The following is a 15378-nucleotide window of genomic DNA, read 5'->3' as shown; positions in this document are numbered from 1 at the left end:
CGGCTCGGTAAACCTATTTTTTGTCCAGCGCCCGGCAGGTTAAAAACGCCCCTGCCGCGCACAGCAGCGCCGGAGCCAGATAGCTGTGATCCATGTGGGTGAACTCCATCACCAGCACCACCGCAGTCAGCGGCATCTGCATGGAGGCGGCGAGAAACGCGGCCGCCCCCACCAGAGCGAAGCTGCTTTTATCTCCACCAGGGAAGCCGAGCTGCCAGAGCGCGCAGAGCAGCAGACTGACCAGTCCGCCTACCGCCAGCCCCGGGGTTAACAATCCACCCTCCGCGCCGCCGCGCAGCACCGCCAGGATCACCACCATCTTCAACACTAACAGGATAGCGACCATAGAGAGAGGCAGCCCGTCGCTGAGCGCCAGCTGCATTGGTCCCTTGCCGTTGCCCGGAAGTTCCGGGAAATAAAGGCTCAGGATGGCAAGAAGGGAAAACCCCAGCAGACAGAACACCGGCATCTGCCAGTTACTTCGGACGCGTGAACGCGCTGCGCTGGTCGCTTTACGAAAGAGCCAGGCGCCGGTGCCAAGAATCGGGCCCGCCAGAATCGCCCACCAGAGAAAGGAATGCGGAAGCGTGCTGGAAACAAAATGGTATTGCGATTCATCCCCTAACCCCAGGGTAGCCGTCCACGCGGCAATCGCCGAGGTCATTATCGCCGCCAGCGTTTTTTCCCAGCTAAACGACAGCAGCATGACCTCAAGGCTGAACAACGCCCCTGCCAGCGGGACGTTATAGACCGCCGCCAGACCGGCGCCCGCCCCACAGGCGATCAGGGTGCGGGTTTCATCTTCCAGCAGGCCCAGCTTACGCGCCACCATCCCCGCCCCCAGCGCGCCCATTTCCCGGGGCGCCACTTCGCGGCCAAGCGGGGAACCCAGCGCTACGGTGACGATCTGCAGCAGCGCGTGGATCGTCGTGGTGCCTGCTGGCATGGGTACGGAAGGGTTGGCCACCGCCGCCGCAATGGAAACCCGCTTCTGCCCATAGCGACCAAGCAGCCACCAGCCAAATCCGGCGACGCCACCGCCGGCCACGATTGCCGCGATGCGGCGTGGCCAGGACGACTCCGTGACGCCCTGTAAAAATGACACCGAACCGACGATCTGCCCGGCACTGTAGCCAAAAGCCAGGTGCTGTATCGCATGTAAAATCAGCGCCAGCACCATGCCGGCCAGGCCAGCCAGAATCCCGGTTAATACCACGGCTATCAGGCGGGTCAGATTGTTTTTATTCCCGGCGGCGACGCTCATTTTCTCAGGCCTTGAAAAGGAAAAATAAAAGAATAAAGGACGAGACTTAAACATTGCGTAATCATAGTGTCTTCGATAGTGATACCCGTCGCTTCACTTAGCATTACTTTTTCTAATCAATAAAAATACCTAAAAAATCAATAAACCTTTAAATCAAGCCATCACAGATACTACTTCCATTAATTTTTCCTGGCGTAAATGATTCGCTTTAGAAAATCTCAATCGTGATCCTGCGCACAAATCGTTAACCTGCCCGCCATTATCTGGGGGGATCTATGCTGCTTCATGTTCTGTATTTAATCGGTATCACCGCGGAAGCCATGACCGGCGCGCTGGCTGCCGGGCGCCGGCGGATGGACACGTTTGGCGTCATCATTATCGCCACCGCGACCGCGCTGGGCGGGGGTTCCGTTCGCGATATCCTGCTGGGACATTATCCTCTCGGCTGGGTGAAACATCCGGAATATGTCATTATTGTCGCTGTCGCCGCCGTCCTCACCACCATTGCCGCTCCAGTGATGCCTCACCTTCGCCGGCTGTTTCTGGTGCTGGACGCGCTGGGGCTGATCGTGTTTTCCATCATCGGCGCGCAGATCGCCCTGGATATGGGCGAAGGTCCGATCATCGCCTCTATCGCCGCGGTCATCACCGGCGTTTTTGGCGGCGTACTGCGCGATATGTTCTGCAAACGCATTCCGCTGGTCTTCCAGAAAGAGCTCTATGCCGGGATCTCGTTTGCCGCAGCCGTACTCTATATTGCCCTGCAACATTACGTCAGCAGCCACGATGTGGTGGTGCTGGCTACGCTGCTGTTCGGCTTTACCGCCCGCATGCTGGCACTGCGCTGGAAACTGGGGCTACCGGTCTTCCACTACACCCATGATAGCCACTAACCGCCTCAAAATCCGGGGATGCGCTGACCACTGAGCCATTGCGCCAGCGCCACCACATCCGGATGGTGCAGGAAGGCCACCAGCTGGCGGGCTCTGATCTCCCCCACGCCCGGCAGCGCGCGCCATTGCGCTTCACTTTTTGCCGCCAGCAGATGCCAGTTCTCGCTTTCGAGCTGCGCCAGCGCCCCCTGAGGCACCGGGAGCCCCATCGCCAGCACCCAGCGGATAAAAGGCCGTTTGCGAACGAGATCAAATTGATGCCAGAGGTGCTGCCCGCGGGCGGCGGAGATCCCTGGCACCGTCTGCAGCTGCTCCACCGTAAGCGCCAGCCAGGAAAAAATATGCGTCATCGGGTTTTGCTGCTGAATGGCGCGCCATAAATGTTCCCCCACGCCATCGACATCCAGCGCGGACTTTGATGACAGCCAGATCAGCCGGGAAAGAAACTGTTCGCTGCACTCAGGGGTGGCGAAATAGCAGGTTAGCGCATTGAATTTTGCCGCCGGCGGCGTCGGTTTATGGCGCTCGGCCGTCCGCCAGACAACGGCGTCGATCCGAGGAATACCCTGCCCTGCCAGACTGATCTGCAGCTGATCGCCAACCCCAATATCCAGCGCCTGCCAGCGGGCCACAGAGCCAACATTAACCCGCTGCACGCGTTTATCATCCAGCCGCTGGGGCTCAAGCTGGGCCACGACGTTGAGCCTGCCGCTGCGGCCAGTGCTGAAATGGATCGCCCGTACCTCTATCACTTGCGAGGCCGGAGGATACTTCCAGGCCGCCAGCCACTCTCCCTTTCCGGGAGACCAGACACGTCCCGGCGGTTCGCGCCCTTCGCGCACAATCACGCCATCGCTGACGAAGGGGAGCGGCGAGCGATACCAGCGCTGGCGCCACTCCGCCACCTGCTCAACGCGCGTTACCGAATGGGTGTATTGTCCGCTGTAGCCAAACCCCGCCTGCGCCAGCAGCTGCTGTCGACGGCGCATATCCGAGGGACCGTCTGGCCAGGCCCAGATAAAAACGTCCAGCTGGCTGAGCGGCGCCGCCGCCGCGTCGGCTCGCATCATCAACCCGGCGACTTTCGCCCGCGCGTTCATTCCGCCAGCCTGCTGCTGAATATGCCCCTCCCGACGCAGAAATAGCTCCCCCTGCAGCACGCTGTTGGCCAGTTCGCCGGTCGTCAGCTTCGCCAGCGCCGGGATCTGCCGCGCTCGGGCGGTCCACAACTCACCGCGCAGGCCATCCCCGCGGCTGATAGCCTGAACCAGATGCCCCTGGCGATAGACCAGGGTGACCGCCACGCCGTCCACTTTAGGCTGTACCCACAGGTCGGCTTTATTTTTCATCCAGTGGGCCACGCTGGCCTCATCCGCCAGCTTGCGCACGCCGGTATGGGCCACCGGATGACGCGTATCGCCGGTCGGCGGAGGCAGATCGTCATCTTCAGGCGTCGCGCCCGGAAAGCATTGTCGCCACTGCGCCAGGCGCAGGGTGAGCTGGTCGTAAACCTCATCGCTCACTTCGCTGGCGCCTTGTCGCCAGTAGTCCTCTTTCCAGGCGACAATTTGCTGATGAAGGCGTGAAATCTCCTGCCTTCCTCTGGCCGGCGGCCACTCCGGACACGTCGCCAGCGCGCTGGCAGAGAACATCCCTAGCGCCAGCCACCACCCTCCTTTACGCATTGCAGTCCCTCCTTCATCACCTGGCGGAGAGTCTGCTGTAGAACACCGCGAGCCGCGACGGGTACTTTTTCGCCTTGCGAAGCGTCTTCCAGGATTTACGCTTCATTGCAGCAACGGCTAGCGAATTCAGGAAAACGGCAGGCAAAATGAAAGAAACAGCGGCAAAAAGTGTGACAATGACTGCGTCACGCCGCGGCGACGTGTATAATAGGCTCGTATGTAGGACCTCTTTCGATAACCACATACAAAAGACACTCATGGCTCAAGGCACGCTTTATATTGTTTCCGCCCCTAGCGGCGCGGGTAAATCCAGCCTGATTCAGGCTTTATTAAAAACCCAACCGTTGTATGACACCCAGGTATCGGTCTCCCATACCACGCGGGCGCCGCGTCCGGGTGAAGTGCACGGCGAACACTATTTCTTCGTGAATCACGACGAATTCCGCTCGATGATTGGCGAAAACGCGTTTCTGGAACATGCAGAGGTCTTTGGCAACTATTACGGCACGTCGCGTAAAGCGATCGAGCAGGTGCTGGCGACTGGCGTCGATGTCTTCCTCGATATCGACTGGCAAGGTGCGCAGCAGATCCGTAAAAGCATGCCCGGCGCACGCAGCATTTTTATTCTGCCGCCGTCAAAAGATGAACTGGACCGTCGCCTGCGCGGCCGCGGCCAGGACAGCGAAGAGGTGATCGCGAAACGGATGGCCCAGGCCGTTGCGGAAATGAGCCATTACGCGGAATATGATTACCTGATTGTGAACGATGATTTTGACACCGCCCTGAGCGACCTGAAAAATATCATCCGCGCTGAACGTCTGCGCATGAGCCGCCAAAAGCAGCGACATGGCGCTTTAATCACCAAACTATTGGCAGACTGAACCCACATTCAGTATCATGCCCAGTCATTTCTTCACCTGTGGAGCATTTTAAGTATGGCACGCGTAACTGTTCAGGACGCTGTAGAGAAAATTGGTAACCGTTTTGACCTGGTACTGGTCGCCGCGCGTCGCGCTCGTCAGATGCAGGTAGGCGGAAAGGATCCGCTGGTACCGGAAGAAAACGATAAAACCACCGTTATCGCACTGCGCGAAATCGAAGAAGGTCTGATCAACAACCAGATCCTCGACGTACGTGAGCGCCAGGAACAGCAAGAGCAGGAAGCCGCTGAATTACAAGCCGTTACCGCGATTGCTGAAGGTCGTCGTTAATCACACAGCGGGTCGCCCTTGTATCTGTTTGAAAGCCTGAATCAGCTGATTCAAAACTACCTGCCGGAAGAGCAAATCAAGCGCCTTCGGCAGGCGTATCTCGTTGCACGTGACGCTCACGAGGGTCAGACACGTTCAAGCGGTGAACCCTATATCACGCACCCGGTCGCGGTAGCCTGCATTCTGGCCGAGATGAAGCTCGACTATGAAACGCTGATGGCCGCGCTGCTGCATGATGTGATTGAAGATACCCCCGCCACCTACCAGGACATGGAACAGCTTTTTGGTAAAAGCGTTGCCGAACTGGTAGAGGGGGTGTCGAAACTTGATAAGCTCAAGTTTCGCGATAAGAAAGAGGCGCAGGCCGAAAACTTTCGCAAAATGATCATGGCGATGGTGCAGGACATCCGCGTCATCCTCATCAAGCTTGCCGACCGCACCCACAACATGCGTACTCTGGGCTCGTTACGCCCGGATAAACGCCGCCGCATCGCCCGCGAAACGCTGGAAATTTACAGCCCGCTGGCGCACCGTTTAGGTATCCATCACATCAAGACCGAGCTCGAAGAGCTGGGCTTTGAAGCGCTGTACCCTAACCGCTACCGCGTCATTAAAGAGGTGGTCAAAGCGGCGCGCGGCAACCGTAAAGAGATGATCCAAAAAATCCTCTCCGAAATCGAAGGACGGTTGCAGGAAGCGGGGATCCCCTGCCGCGTCAGCGGTCGCGAAAAGCATCTGTACTCCATCTACTGCAAAATGGTGCTTAAAGAGCAGCGTTTTCACTCGATCATGGATATCTACGCCTTCCGCGTTATCGTCCATGATGCCGATATCTGCTATCGCGTGCTCGGCCAGATGCACAGCCTCTACAAACCGCGTCCAGGTCGTTTCAAAGATTACATCGCCATTCCGAAAGCGAACGGCTATCAGTCTTTGCATACCTCGATGATCGGCCCCCACGGCGTCCCGGTCGAGGTACAAATTCGTACCGAAGACATGGACCAGATGGCGGAGATGGGGGTTGCGGCGCACTGGGCTTATAAAGAGCACGGCGGCGAAAGCAGCACCACCGCGCAAATCCGCGCTCAGCGCTGGATGCAAAGCCTGCTGGAGCTGCAGCAGAGCGCCGGCAGCTCGTTTGAATTTATCGAGAGCGTAAAATCCGATCTGTTCCCCGATGAGATTTACGTTTTCACCCCGGAAGGTCGCATTGTCGAACTGCCCGCCGGCGCCACGCCGGTGGACTTCGCCTACGCGGTGCATACCGATATCGGCCATGCCTGCGTTGGCGCGCGCGTCGATCGCCAGCCTTATCCGCTGTCGCAGCCGCTCTCCAGCGGCCAGACTGTCGAAATTATCACCGCGCCGGGCGCACGCCCGAATGCCGCCTGGCTGAACTTTGTCGTCAGCTCGAAAGCGCGCGCCAAGATCCGTCAGCTGCTGAAAAACCTTAAGCGCGACGATTCGGTCAGCCTTGGCCGTCGTCTGCTCAATCACGCGCTGGGCGGAAGCCGCAAACTCGCCGAGATCCCGCCGGAGAATATCCAGCGCGAACTCGATCGCATGAAGCTGGCCACGCTTGACGATCTGCTGGCGGAAATCGGTCTGGGCAACGCCATGAGCGTCGTGGTGGCGAAAAACCTGCAGCAGGGCGAAGCCGCTGCGGCGCCGGTACCGGCTAACGCGTCGAACCACGGCCATCTGCCGATCAAAGGCGCCGATGGCGTGTTGATCACCTTCGCCAAGTGCTGTCGCCCGATCCCAGGTGACCCGATTATCGCCCACGTCAGTCCGGGTAAAGGGCTGGTTATCCACCATGAATCCTGTCGTAACATTCGCGGCTACCAGAAAGAGCCGGAGAAATTTATGGCGGTTGAGTGGGATAAAGAGACCGCTCAGGAGTTCATCACCGAAATTAAGGTGGACATGTTTAACCACCAGGGTGCGCTGGCTAACCTGACGGCGGCGATCAACACCGCGTCTTCCAATATCCAGAGCCTGAATACGGAAGAGAAAGATGGCCGCGTATACAGCGCCTTTATCCGCCTGACCGCGCGTGACCGCGTGCATCTGGCGAATATCATGCGCAAAATCCGCGTCATGCCGGACGTGATTAAAGTCACCCGTAACCGAAACTAGCTTTATGAACTCAAAGCGCTACGAGCGTATCTGCGAGATGCTCGCCAGGCGTCAGCCTGACCTGACGGTCTGCATGGAGCAGGTCCATAAGCCTCATAACGTCTCTGCGGTCATTCGGACCGCAGATGCCGTTGGCGTACATGAAGTGCATGCCGTCTGGCCAAGCAGCCGGATGCGTACCATGGCCTCCGCCGCCGCGGGCAGCAACAGCTGGGTGCAGGTGAAAACCCACCGCACCATCGCAGATGCCGTCGGCCACCTGAAAGGCCAGGGCATGCAAATTCTCGCCACTCACCTTTCCGACAAAGCCATCGATTTTCGTGAAATCGACTATACGCGTCCAACCTGCATCCTGATGGGCCAGGAGAAAACCGGCATCACCCAGGAAGCGCTGGCGCTGGCCGATCAGGACATCATTATCCCGATGATCGGCATGGTGCAGTCGCTGAACGTCTCCGTCGCCTCGGCGCTGATCCTTTACGAGGCGCAGCGCCAGCGGCAGAACGCCGGGATGTACCAACGCGCCAACAGCATGCTGCCGCCGGAAGAGCAGCAGCGCCTGCTGTTCGAAGGCGGTTATCCGGTGCTGGCCCGCGTCGCCCGACAAAAAGGTCTGCCTTACCCCCACGTCAACGAGCAGGGCGAAGTGGAAGCCGATGACGCATGGTGGGCTACCATGCAGGCAACGAGGTAAACCTGATGTCAGGCCGCCTGCTCGATGCCGTTCCGCTCAGCTCACTCACCGGTGTGGGCGCTGCGCAAAGCAGTAAACTGGCGAAGATCGGCCTGCATACGATTCAGGACCTGCTGCTGCACCTGCCGCTGCGTTACGAAGATCGCACCCATCTTTACCCGATAGCCGAGCTGCTTCCCGGGGTTTATGCCACCGTGGAAGGCGAAGTGCTCAACAGCAATATCACCTTCGGCGGCCGGCGGATGTTGACCTGCCAGATCAGCGACGGCACCGGCATCCTCACCATGCGCTTTTTCAACTTTAACGCGGCGATGAAAAACAGCCTCGCGACTGGTCGTCGGGTGCTGGCCTACGGTGAAGCCAAACGCGGGAAGTACGGCGCCGAGATGATCCACCCGGAATACCGCGTCCAGGGCGATATGAGCACCCCGGAGCTTCAGGAAACGTTAACTCCGGTCTATCCGACCACCGAAGGCATCAAGCAGGCGACCCTGCGCAAGCTCACCGACCAGGCGCTTGAGCTCCTGGAAACCTGCGCGATTAGCGAACTCCTGCCACCGGAGCTGGCGCAGGGGATGATGAGCCTGCCGGAAGCGCTGCGTACGCTGCACCGTCCGCCTCCCTCCTTGCAACTTAGCGAGCTGGAAAGCGGCAAGCACCCGGCGCAGCAGCGTCTGATTCTGGAAGAGCTGCTGGCGCATAACCTCAGCATGCTGGCGCTGAGGGCAGGCGCCCAGCGCTATCACGCCCTGCCGCTCGGCGCCAACGATACCCTGAAAAACCAGCTGCTGGCCTCCCTGCCCTTTAAGCCCACCGGCGCGCAGGCGCGGGTTACCGCCGAGATCGAACACGATATGGCGCTGGACGTGCCGATGATGCGCCTGGTGCAGGGCGATGTTGGCTCCGGTAAAACGCTGGTCGCCGCGCTGGCCGCCGTGCGCGCTATCGCCCACGGCAAACAGGTGGCGCTGATGGCGCCCACCGAACTACTTGCCGAACAGCACGCCAATAACTTCCGCAGCTGGTTTGAACCGCTGGGCATAGAAGTCGGCTGGCTGGCGGGCAAACAGAAAGGCAAAGCCCGTCAGGCGCAGCAGGAGGCTATCGCCAGCGGCGAAGTGCAGATGATTGTCGGCACTCACGCCATCTTCCAGGAGCAGGTGCAGTTTAACGGCCTGGCGCTGGTGATTATCGACGAACAGCACCGCTTCGGCGTGCATCAGCGGCTGGCGCTGTGGGAAAAAGGTCAGCAGCAGGGGTTCCACCCGCATCAGCTGATCATGACCGCCACGCCTATCCCCCGCACCCTGGCAATGACCGCCTACGCCGATCTGGACACCTCGATTATCGACGAGCTGCCGCCGGGCCGAACCCCGGTGACCACCGTCGCCATCCCGGACACCCGGCGCAGCGATATTATCGACCGCGTACGCAACGCCTGCACCCACGAAGGGCGCCAGGCCTATTGGGTCTGTACGCTAATTGAAGAGTCCGATCTGCTGGAAGCCCAGGCGGCGGAAGCGACCTGGGAAGAGCTCAAACTGGCGCTGCCGGAACTGAATATCGGCCTCGTCCACGGGCGGATGAAACCGGCCGAGAAGCAGGCGGTGATGCAGGCCTTCAAGCAGGGCGAGATGCATCTGCTGGTGGCCACCACGGTGATTGAAGTCGGTGTTGACGTGCCTAACTCAAGCCTGATGATTATCGAAAACCCGGAACGTCTGGGTCTGGCGCAGCTGCACCAGCTCAGAGGGCGCGTCGGGCGCGGCGCGGTCGCTTCCCACTGCGTGCTACTCTATAAATCGCCGCTCTCCAAAACGGCTCAGAAACGCCTGCAGGTCCTGCGCGACAGCAACGACGGTTTCGTCATCGCCCAGAAAGACCTCGAAATCCGCGGTCCCGGCGAGCTGCTCGGCACCCGCCAGACTGGCAACGCCGAATTTAAAGTAGCGGACTTGCTGCGCGATCAGGCGATGATCCCCGACGTTCAACGCATTGCTCGCCATATTCATGAACGCTATCCGCTGCAGGCCCAGGCGCTTATCGAGCGCTGGATGCCGGAAACCGAACGCTATTCCAACGCGTAGCGCGCGCTTTTGCCGCGCTGCGGGCAATTTTTCTACACAACGAGTGGATTATGAAACGAGAACTGGCCATCGAATTTTCGCGTGTCACCGAAGCCGCCGCGCTGGCGGGCTATAAATGGCTGGGCCGCGGCGATAAGAATACCGCCGACGGCGCAGCGGTTAACGCCATGCGCATTATGCTTAACCTCGTCAATATCGACGGCACCATCGTCATCGGCGAGGGCGAAATCGATGAAGCGCCGATGCTCTATATCGGCGAAAAAGTGGGTACCGGCAAGGGCGATGCGGTAGATATCGCTGTCGATCCCATCGAAGGCACCCGCATGACGGCGATGGGCCAGGCCAACGCCCTGGCGGTGATGGCGGTCGGCGATAAGGGCTGCTTCCTCAACGCGCCGGATATGTATATGGAAAAGCTGATCGTCGGCCCGGGTGCTAAAGGCGCTATCGATCTCAATCTGCCGCTGGAAGAGAACCTGCACAATATCGCCCGCGCCCTGAACAAGCCGCTGGGCGAGCTGACCGTCACCGTGCTGGCGAAACCGCGCCACGACGCGGTCATTGCCCAGCTGCAGCAGCTGGGCGTGCGTGTATTCGCGATTCCCGATGGCGACGTCGCGGCCTCTATTCTCACCTGCATGCCGGATAGCGAAGTCGACGTACTGTACGGCATCGGCGGCGCGCCGGAAGGGGTGGTTTCCGCCGCAGTGATCCGCGCCCTCGACGGTGATATGCAGGGGCGTCTGCTGGCTCGCCACCACGTGAAGGGCGATAACGAAGAGAACCGCCGCATCGGTGAAAACGAGCTGGCGCGCTGCAAAACCATGGGCATTGAAGCAGGCAAAGTGCTGCGTCTGGATGAAATGGCGCGCAGCGATAACGTCGTCTTCTCCGCCACCGGGATCACCAAAGGCGATCTGCTGGACGGCATCACCCGCAAGGGCAACATGGCCACCACCGAGACGCTGCTGATCCGCGGCAAGTCGCGCACTATCCGTCGTATTCAGTCGATTCATTACCTCGACCGTAAAGATCCGGACATCCAGCAGCACATCCTGTAATACCGCTTTTTCTCTCCCAGGCAACCGTCCGCAGGCGGTTGCCCTGTTCTTCGTTTATATTTGATCAATAGAGCTTTCTTGTGCCTTCGGGGTGGAAATCTTACTCGTCTGGACCGAAGATAAGGCATCGCTTGGCAACAGGAGAAGACGATGGCGGACTGGGTTAGCGGCAAAGTGACAAAAGTGGAGTACTGGACGGATGCCTTGTTCAGTTTATACGTGCGGGCGCCTGTTCATCCGTTTACCGCCGGGCAGTTTACCAAGCTCGGACTGGAAATCGACGGAGAACGCGTGCAGCGCGCCTACTCCTACGTCAATGCCCCCGGCAATCCCGATCTCGAGTTCTATCTGGTCACCGTCCCGGAAGGCAAGCTGAGTCCGCGTCTGGCGGCGCTGAAGCCGGGCGATGAAGTCCTGGTGGTGAGTGAAGCGGCAGGTTTCTTCGTCCTCGATGAAGTACCGGATTGCGATACCCTGTGGATGCTGGCGACCGGCACTGCCCTCGGGCCGTACCTGTCAATTTTGCAGGAAGGCAAAGATCTTGAACGCTTTAACAACCTGGTGCTGGTTCACGCCGTCCGCTACGCCGCGGACCTGAGCTATCTGCCGCTGATGCGCGAGCTTGAGCAGCGCTACGCCGGTAAATTACGCATCCAGACCGTGGTCAGCCGCGAAACTGTGGAAGGCTCGCTGACCGGCCGGGTGCCGTTCCTGATTGAAACCGGCGCGCTGGAAGAGGCGGTCGGGCTGGCGATGAACACCGACACCAGCCACGTCATGCTGTGCGGCAACCCGCAAATGGTGCGCGATACCCAACAGCTGTTAAAAGAGACCCGGCAGATGACCAAACATCTGCGTCGCCGGCCGGGCCATATGACAGCGGAGCACTACTGGTAATCAGGCGTCCGCTTTCCAGCGCACGTCCTGGGTCTCCTTGCCGAACTTATTCTCGCCCTGGGTGCCGACAAACGCCCCCAGGTCGATCAACATCATGACGATAATCAACGTCGGCACAAAGCGCCCGACGCCCCACTGCCAGACCTGCGGCAGCATCGCCCAGTTCCCCGCCAGCAGCATCCACGCCAGAATCATCAGCAGCGCCCACAGTCCGGATTTGCCGCGATCGTGCAGCCGCTTGACCACCACCGCCGCCGTCGGCCACAGCAGGCAGACGATAATAAACGCCGCCGTCTGCAGGTTGAGAAGATTGCTGCCTGCCAGGGTAAACAGGGCGCTCATGGTCACCAGCCAAATGGCAATCCAGATCCAGAAATCGCGGCGGCCAATGCGCCCTTTAATTGAGAATAACCACTGCTGTAGGGTCATGCGTTTTTCCTTATCATCATCGTCTGCGTAGTTTACCCTGGCGTCGTGACTTTTTGACAAGCGCCGCGCTTCCCGATTTAATCGTCAGCAGGCAAAAAAAGGAACGACGGGCATGAAGAAGTGGACAATCTTGTGTTTAAGTGGGCTGATGGGCCTGACCGTCGGCCCGCACGCGTTGTCCGCAGAAAGCGAATCGGCGACAGCGGCGCCCTATCTGCTCTCTGGCGCCCCGAGTTTTGACCTGTCGATCAGCCAGTTCCGGGAAAAATTTAACGCCGATAACCCGAAGCTGCCCCTGAACGAATTCCGTTCCATCGCCACCAGCCGGGATCAGGCTAATCTGACCCGCGCCGCCAGCAAAATTAATGAAAATCTCTATGCCTCGACCGCGCTGGAGCGCGGCACGCTGAAGATCAAATCCATGCAGATCACCTGGCTGCCGATCCAGGGGCCGGAGCAAAAGGCGGCGAAAGCCAAAGCGCTGGAGTATATGAGCGCCATGATCCGCGCCTTTGTCCCCACCCTTAGCCCGGCGCAAAGCCAGCAAAAGCTGCAGAAACTGCTGACCGCCGGCAAGGGCAAACGCTACTTTGCCGATACCGAAGGCGCTGTACGCTATGTGGTGGCAGATCATGGCGAAAAGGGTCTGACCTTCGCCATTGAACCGATTAAGCTGGCGTTATCTGAAACGCTGGAAGGCAACAATAAATGACAAAAAGCAAAGCCTTTCCAGTGACGAGTCTCTATACTGTTTCACAGACCATGCTGCCCTCTGGGGCGGCTATATTCCTTAATTCGCTTAAGTAGCGTGGAGAATTAAAATGCGACATCCTTTAGTGATGGGTAACTGGAAACTGAACGGCAGCCGCCACATGGTAAACGAACTGGTTGCGAACCTGCGTACCGAGCTGGCTGGCGTAAGCGGCTGTGCAGTTGCCATCGCCCCGCCGGAAATGTATCTGGACCTGGCTAAACGTGCGGCAGAAGGCAGCCACATTCACCTGGGCGCGCAGAACGTTGACGTGAACCTGTCCGGCGCATTCACCGGTGAAACCTCCGCCGAAATGCTGAAAGATATCGGCGCACAGTACATCATCATCGGCCACTCCGAGCGTCGTACCTACCACAAAGAATCCGACGAGCTGATCGCGAAGAAATTCGCTGTGCTGAAAGAGCAGGGTCTGACCCCGGTACTGTGCATCGGTGAAACCGAAGCCGAAAACGAAGCGGGCAAAACCGAAGAAGTTTGCGCACGTCAGATCGACGCCGTGCTGAAAACGCAGGGCGCTGCCGCTTTCGAAGGCGTGGTTATCGCTTACGAACCGGTATGGGCTATCGGTACCGGCAAATCCGCGACCCCGGCTCAGGCTCAGGCGGTGCACAAATTCATCCGTGACCACATTGCTAAAGCTGACGCGAAAATCGCTGAGCAAGTGATCATCCAGTACGGTGGTTCCGTTAACGCTGGCAACGCAGCAGAGCTGTTCACCCAGCCGGACATCGACGGCGCGCTGGTTGGCGGCGCCTCCCTGAAAGCTGACGCTTTCGCGGTGATCGTTAAAGCAGCAGAAGCAGCGAAAAAAGCGTAATTCGCTTTTCCCGGTGGCGAAACGCGACCGGGGTGACTGACAAAACGTGGGAGCCCGGCTTAGCACAGCGCAAGCCGGGCTTTCTTTTGCCGTTACAGTTTCCCCAACAGCTGATACCACGCGTAGTCCAGCGGCAGTAAAATCAGATAACTCACCGCCGCCAGCGCCAGACACAGTTGCATCCCCGCCCTCGCCGGGACCTTGCCTAACCCCATCGCCACCACGATCGGCGACGCCTGATAGGGCAGCAGCGGCGTGGAATACCCCAGCACCTGAATCATGATCACGCTGAGCAGCGGAAAGCCGGTCGCGTCGGCAAAGCTCTGCGCAAAAGTGGTATACAGCGCCGGCACGCCGTTGGCGGTCATAATAAAGTTCAGCGCGCTGGTTATCCCGGTCAGGGCGAGGAAGCTGGTGAACGGATTGTCTTTATCCAGCGGCATCACCTGCAGCAGCACATTGCCCACCGCACCGCCAATTCCGGTTTGGGTAACGGCGATCGCCAGTCCCAGAATCCCGGCAACATAAATGCAGGTGCGCATATTCACCCCGCTGGCAAACTCCTCACCGTTGATAAAGCCCACCCGCGGCAGCAGCGTGACCACTGCCGCCGCCAGGCCGGTCCACGCCGGGCCGACGCCGTGCCAGCTCTCGGTCACCCATAGCGTGAGGACTACCGCCAGCAGCCACGCCAGACGTTTCTCGTCGCGGCTCATCGGCGGCAGCGGCGCCAGGTCACGCGGTGGATGCGGCTTGCCGGGAAACAGCCTGCAAATCAGCGCCACCAGCACCGCCCCTTTCAGCCAGCCAAGCACCGGCGTATGCAGCAGCAAATAGGGAACATAATTCAGATGGATACCGTACGAGCCTTCCGCCGCGCCGCTCATCACCAGATTTGGCACGTTAGCGGGCAAAATCGTCGCCGAAAGCTGAAAGGTGCCGAACCCCACCGCCAGGGCCAGGCCGAACCAGCCGCGGCTGCCATCGACAATGCCCGCGCGGCGGGCCATCGCCGCCACGATCGGCATCAGCAGCGCGATACGTCCCATGTTGGAAGGCATCACAAACGCCAGCGCGTAGCTCAGCAACACCACGCTGCCGACCATCCGCGGCCAGGAGTCAGTGAGCCGCGCAGACAGCGCCTGCGCCGCCCGGTCCGCCAGCCCGGTTTTACGGATCGCGATGCCAAGCACAAAGCCGCTGAACACCAGCCAGAACGCCGAAGAGGCAAAGCCGCCGAAGATCACCTCCGGTGGAGCGATTTTCGCCATCATCGCCGCCGCGAAGAACAGCAGCGCGGTGATAAATTCCGGCAGCAGCGACGTCGCCCAGAGCACAATGGTGACGCCGACAATCAATGAAGGAAGGAACAGCGGGTGGGTAAGCCAGAGCGACATGCCTGTCTCCTGTCGTTTTTTTCAGCAAGAAT

14 protein-coding genes are annotated in these 15378 nt (G+C 59.4%); 10 read left to right on the top strand and 4 right to left on the bottom strand.

The features are described 5' to 3' along the window. Positions 1-13 precede the first annotated feature (13 nt). Positions 14-1264 (bottom strand): chloride channel protein, encoded by a 1251-nt coding sequence (locus tag R0140_RS00530; protein WP_046620715.1) that lies wholly within the window; start codon positions 1262-1264, stop codon positions 14-16. Between the two features lie 275 nt (positions 1265-1539). Between R0140_RS00530 and R0140_RS00525 the strand changes: the two genes are divergently transcribed. Further along, a complete protein-coding gene (locus R0140_RS00525) occupies positions 1540-2157 on the top strand; it encodes a trimeric intracellular cation channel family protein (RefSeq protein ID WP_012540300.1) in 618 nt (205 codons plus the stop codon). Between the two features lie 5 nt (positions 2158-2162). Here R0140_RS00525 and ligB read toward each other — a convergent pair whose 3' ends face one another. After that, a complete protein-coding gene (ligB, locus tag R0140_RS00520) occupies positions 2163-3842 on the bottom strand; it encodes an NAD-dependent DNA ligase LigB (RefSeq protein WP_046620718.1) in 1680 nt (559 codons plus the stop codon). A 257-nt stretch (positions 3843-4099) separates the two neighbouring features. On the opposite strand from ligB, the gene gmk reads away from it, so the two are divergent. The 7 genes from gmk (at position 4100) to fpr (ending at position 11931) form a co-directional block, all read left to right on the top strand. Then, positions 4100-4723 (top strand): guanylate kinase, encoded by a 624-nt coding sequence (gmk, locus tag R0140_RS00515; RefSeq protein ID WP_002922664.1) that lies wholly within the window; start codon positions 4100-4102, stop codon positions 4721-4723. A gap of 54 nt (positions 4724-4777) precedes the next feature. Further along, positions 4778-5053, top strand: a complete 276-nt coding sequence (gene rpoZ, locus R0140_RS00510; protein WP_000135058.1) for a DNA-directed RNA polymerase subunit omega — start codon at positions 4778-4780, stop codon at positions 5051-5053. A gap of 18 nt (positions 5054-5071) precedes the next feature. Further along, a complete protein-coding gene (gene spoT, locus R0140_RS00505; RefSeq protein ID WP_008806818.1) occupies positions 5072-7192 on the top strand; it encodes a bifunctional GTP diphosphokinase/guanosine-3',5'-bis pyrophosphate 3'-pyrophosphohydrolase in 2121 nt (706 codons plus the stop codon). A 4-nt stretch (positions 7193-7196) separates the two neighbouring features. After that, positions 7197-7886, top strand: a complete 690-nt coding sequence (gene trmH / locus R0140_RS00500; protein WP_008806817.1) for a tRNA (guanosine(18)-2'-O)-methyltransferase TrmH — start codon at positions 7197-7199, stop codon at positions 7884-7886. A gap of 5 nt (positions 7887-7891) precedes the next feature. Beyond that, positions 7892-9973: an ATP-dependent DNA helicase RecG gene (gene recG / locus R0140_RS00495; RefSeq protein WP_317704065.1), complete on the top strand. Its 2082-nt coding sequence runs from the start codon at positions 7892-7894 to the stop codon at positions 9971-9973. Positions 9974-10023: 50 nt separating this feature from the next. Then, positions 10024-11034, top strand: coding sequence for a class II fructose-bisphosphatase (gene glpX / locus R0140_RS00490; RefSeq protein ID WP_002922903.1), 1011 nt, complete (start codon positions 10024-10026; stop codon positions 11032-11034). Positions 11035-11184: 150 nt separating this feature from the next. Continuing rightward, positions 11185-11931, top strand: a complete 747-nt coding sequence (fpr, locus tag R0140_RS00485) for a ferredoxin--NADP(+) reductase (protein ID WP_023298349.1) — start codon at positions 11185-11187, stop codon at positions 11929-11931. On the opposite strand, the gene R0140_RS00480 is transcribed toward fpr, so the two are convergent. Beyond that, the gene (locus R0140_RS00480) at positions 11932-12360 is read right to left on the bottom strand and encodes a DUF805 domain-containing protein (RefSeq protein ID WP_004173894.1); all 429 of its coding nucleotides are present in this window, start codon (positions 12358-12360) and stop codon (positions 11932-11934) included. A 112-nt stretch (positions 12361-12472) separates the two neighbouring features. Between R0140_RS00480 and R0140_RS00475 the strand changes: the two genes are divergently transcribed. Next, positions 12473-13072, top strand: coding sequence for a YiiQ family protein (locus tag R0140_RS00475; protein WP_008806815.1), 600 nt, complete (start codon positions 12473-12475; stop codon positions 13070-13072). 109 nt (positions 13073-13181) lie between these two features. Further along, on the top strand, positions 13182-13949 hold the full coding sequence (gene tpiA, locus R0140_RS00470; RefSeq protein ID WP_002922909.1) for a triose-phosphate isomerase: 768 nt from the start codon (positions 13182-13184) through the stop codon (positions 13947-13949). 92 nt (positions 13950-14041) lie between these two features. On the opposite strand, the gene R0140_RS00465 is transcribed toward tpiA, so the two are convergent. Beyond that, positions 14042-15346, bottom strand: a complete 1305-nt coding sequence (locus R0140_RS00465; protein ID WP_087498994.1) for an SLC13 family permease — start codon at positions 15344-15346, stop codon at positions 14042-14044. Positions 15347-15378: the final 32 nt, after the last annotated feature.

The organism is Klebsiella sp. w6, assembly GCF_033100215.1.
Lineage (GTDB): Bacteria > Pseudomonadota > Gammaproteobacteria > Enterobacterales > Enterobacteriaceae > Klebsiella > Klebsiella variicola.
Note: the sequence above shows the minus strand (reverse complement) of the source record. Positions and strands in the feature narration are given on the sequence as shown.

Bases quoted from the DNA above. Each gene is read 5' to 3' on its own strand.
- R0140_RS00475 (WP_008806815.1), top strand. From the start codon at position 12,473: ATGAAGAAGTGGACAATCTTGTGTTTAAGTGGGCTGATGGGCCTGACC.
- R0140_RS00525 (WP_012540300.1), top strand. From the start codon at position 1,540: ATGCTGCTTCATGTTCTGTATTTAATCGGTATCACCGCGGAAGCCATG.
- R0140_RS00530 (WP_046620715.1), bottom strand. From the start codon at position 1,264: ATGAGCGTCGCCGCCGGGAATAAAAACAATCTGACCCGCCTGATAGCC.
- ligB (WP_046620718.1), bottom strand. From the start codon at position 3,842: ATGCGTAAAGGAGGGTGGTGGCTGGCGCTAGGGATGTTCTCTGCCAGC.
- fpr (WP_023298349.1), top strand. From the start codon at position 11,185: ATGGCGGACTGGGTTAGCGGCAAAGTGACAAAAGTGGAGTACTGGACG.
- gmk (WP_002922664.1), top strand. From the start codon at position 4,100: ATGGCTCAAGGCACGCTTTATATTGTTTCCGCCCCTAGCGGCGCGGGT.
- trmH (WP_008806817.1), top strand. From the start codon at position 7,197: ATGAACTCAAAGCGCTACGAGCGTATCTGCGAGATGCTCGCCAGGCGT.
- rpoZ (WP_000135058.1), top strand. From the start codon at position 4,778: ATGGCACGCGTAACTGTTCAGGACGCTGTAGAGAAAATTGGTAACCGT.
- R0140_RS00465 (WP_087498994.1), bottom strand. From the start codon at position 15,346: ATGTCGCTCTGGCTTACCCACCCGCTGTTCCTTCCTTCATTGATTGTC.
- tpiA (WP_002922909.1), top strand. From the start codon at position 13,182: ATGCGACATCCTTTAGTGATGGGTAACTGGAAACTGAACGGCAGCCGC.
- glpX (WP_002922903.1), top strand. From the start codon at position 10,024: ATGAAACGAGAACTGGCCATCGAATTTTCGCGTGTCACCGAAGCCGCC.
- recG (WP_317704065.1), top strand. From the start codon at position 7,892: ATGTCAGGCCGCCTGCTCGATGCCGTTCCGCTCAGCTCACTCACCGGT.
- R0140_RS00480 (WP_004173894.1), bottom strand. From the start codon at position 12,360: ATGACCCTACAGCAGTGGTTATTCTCAATTAAAGGGCGCATTGGCCGC.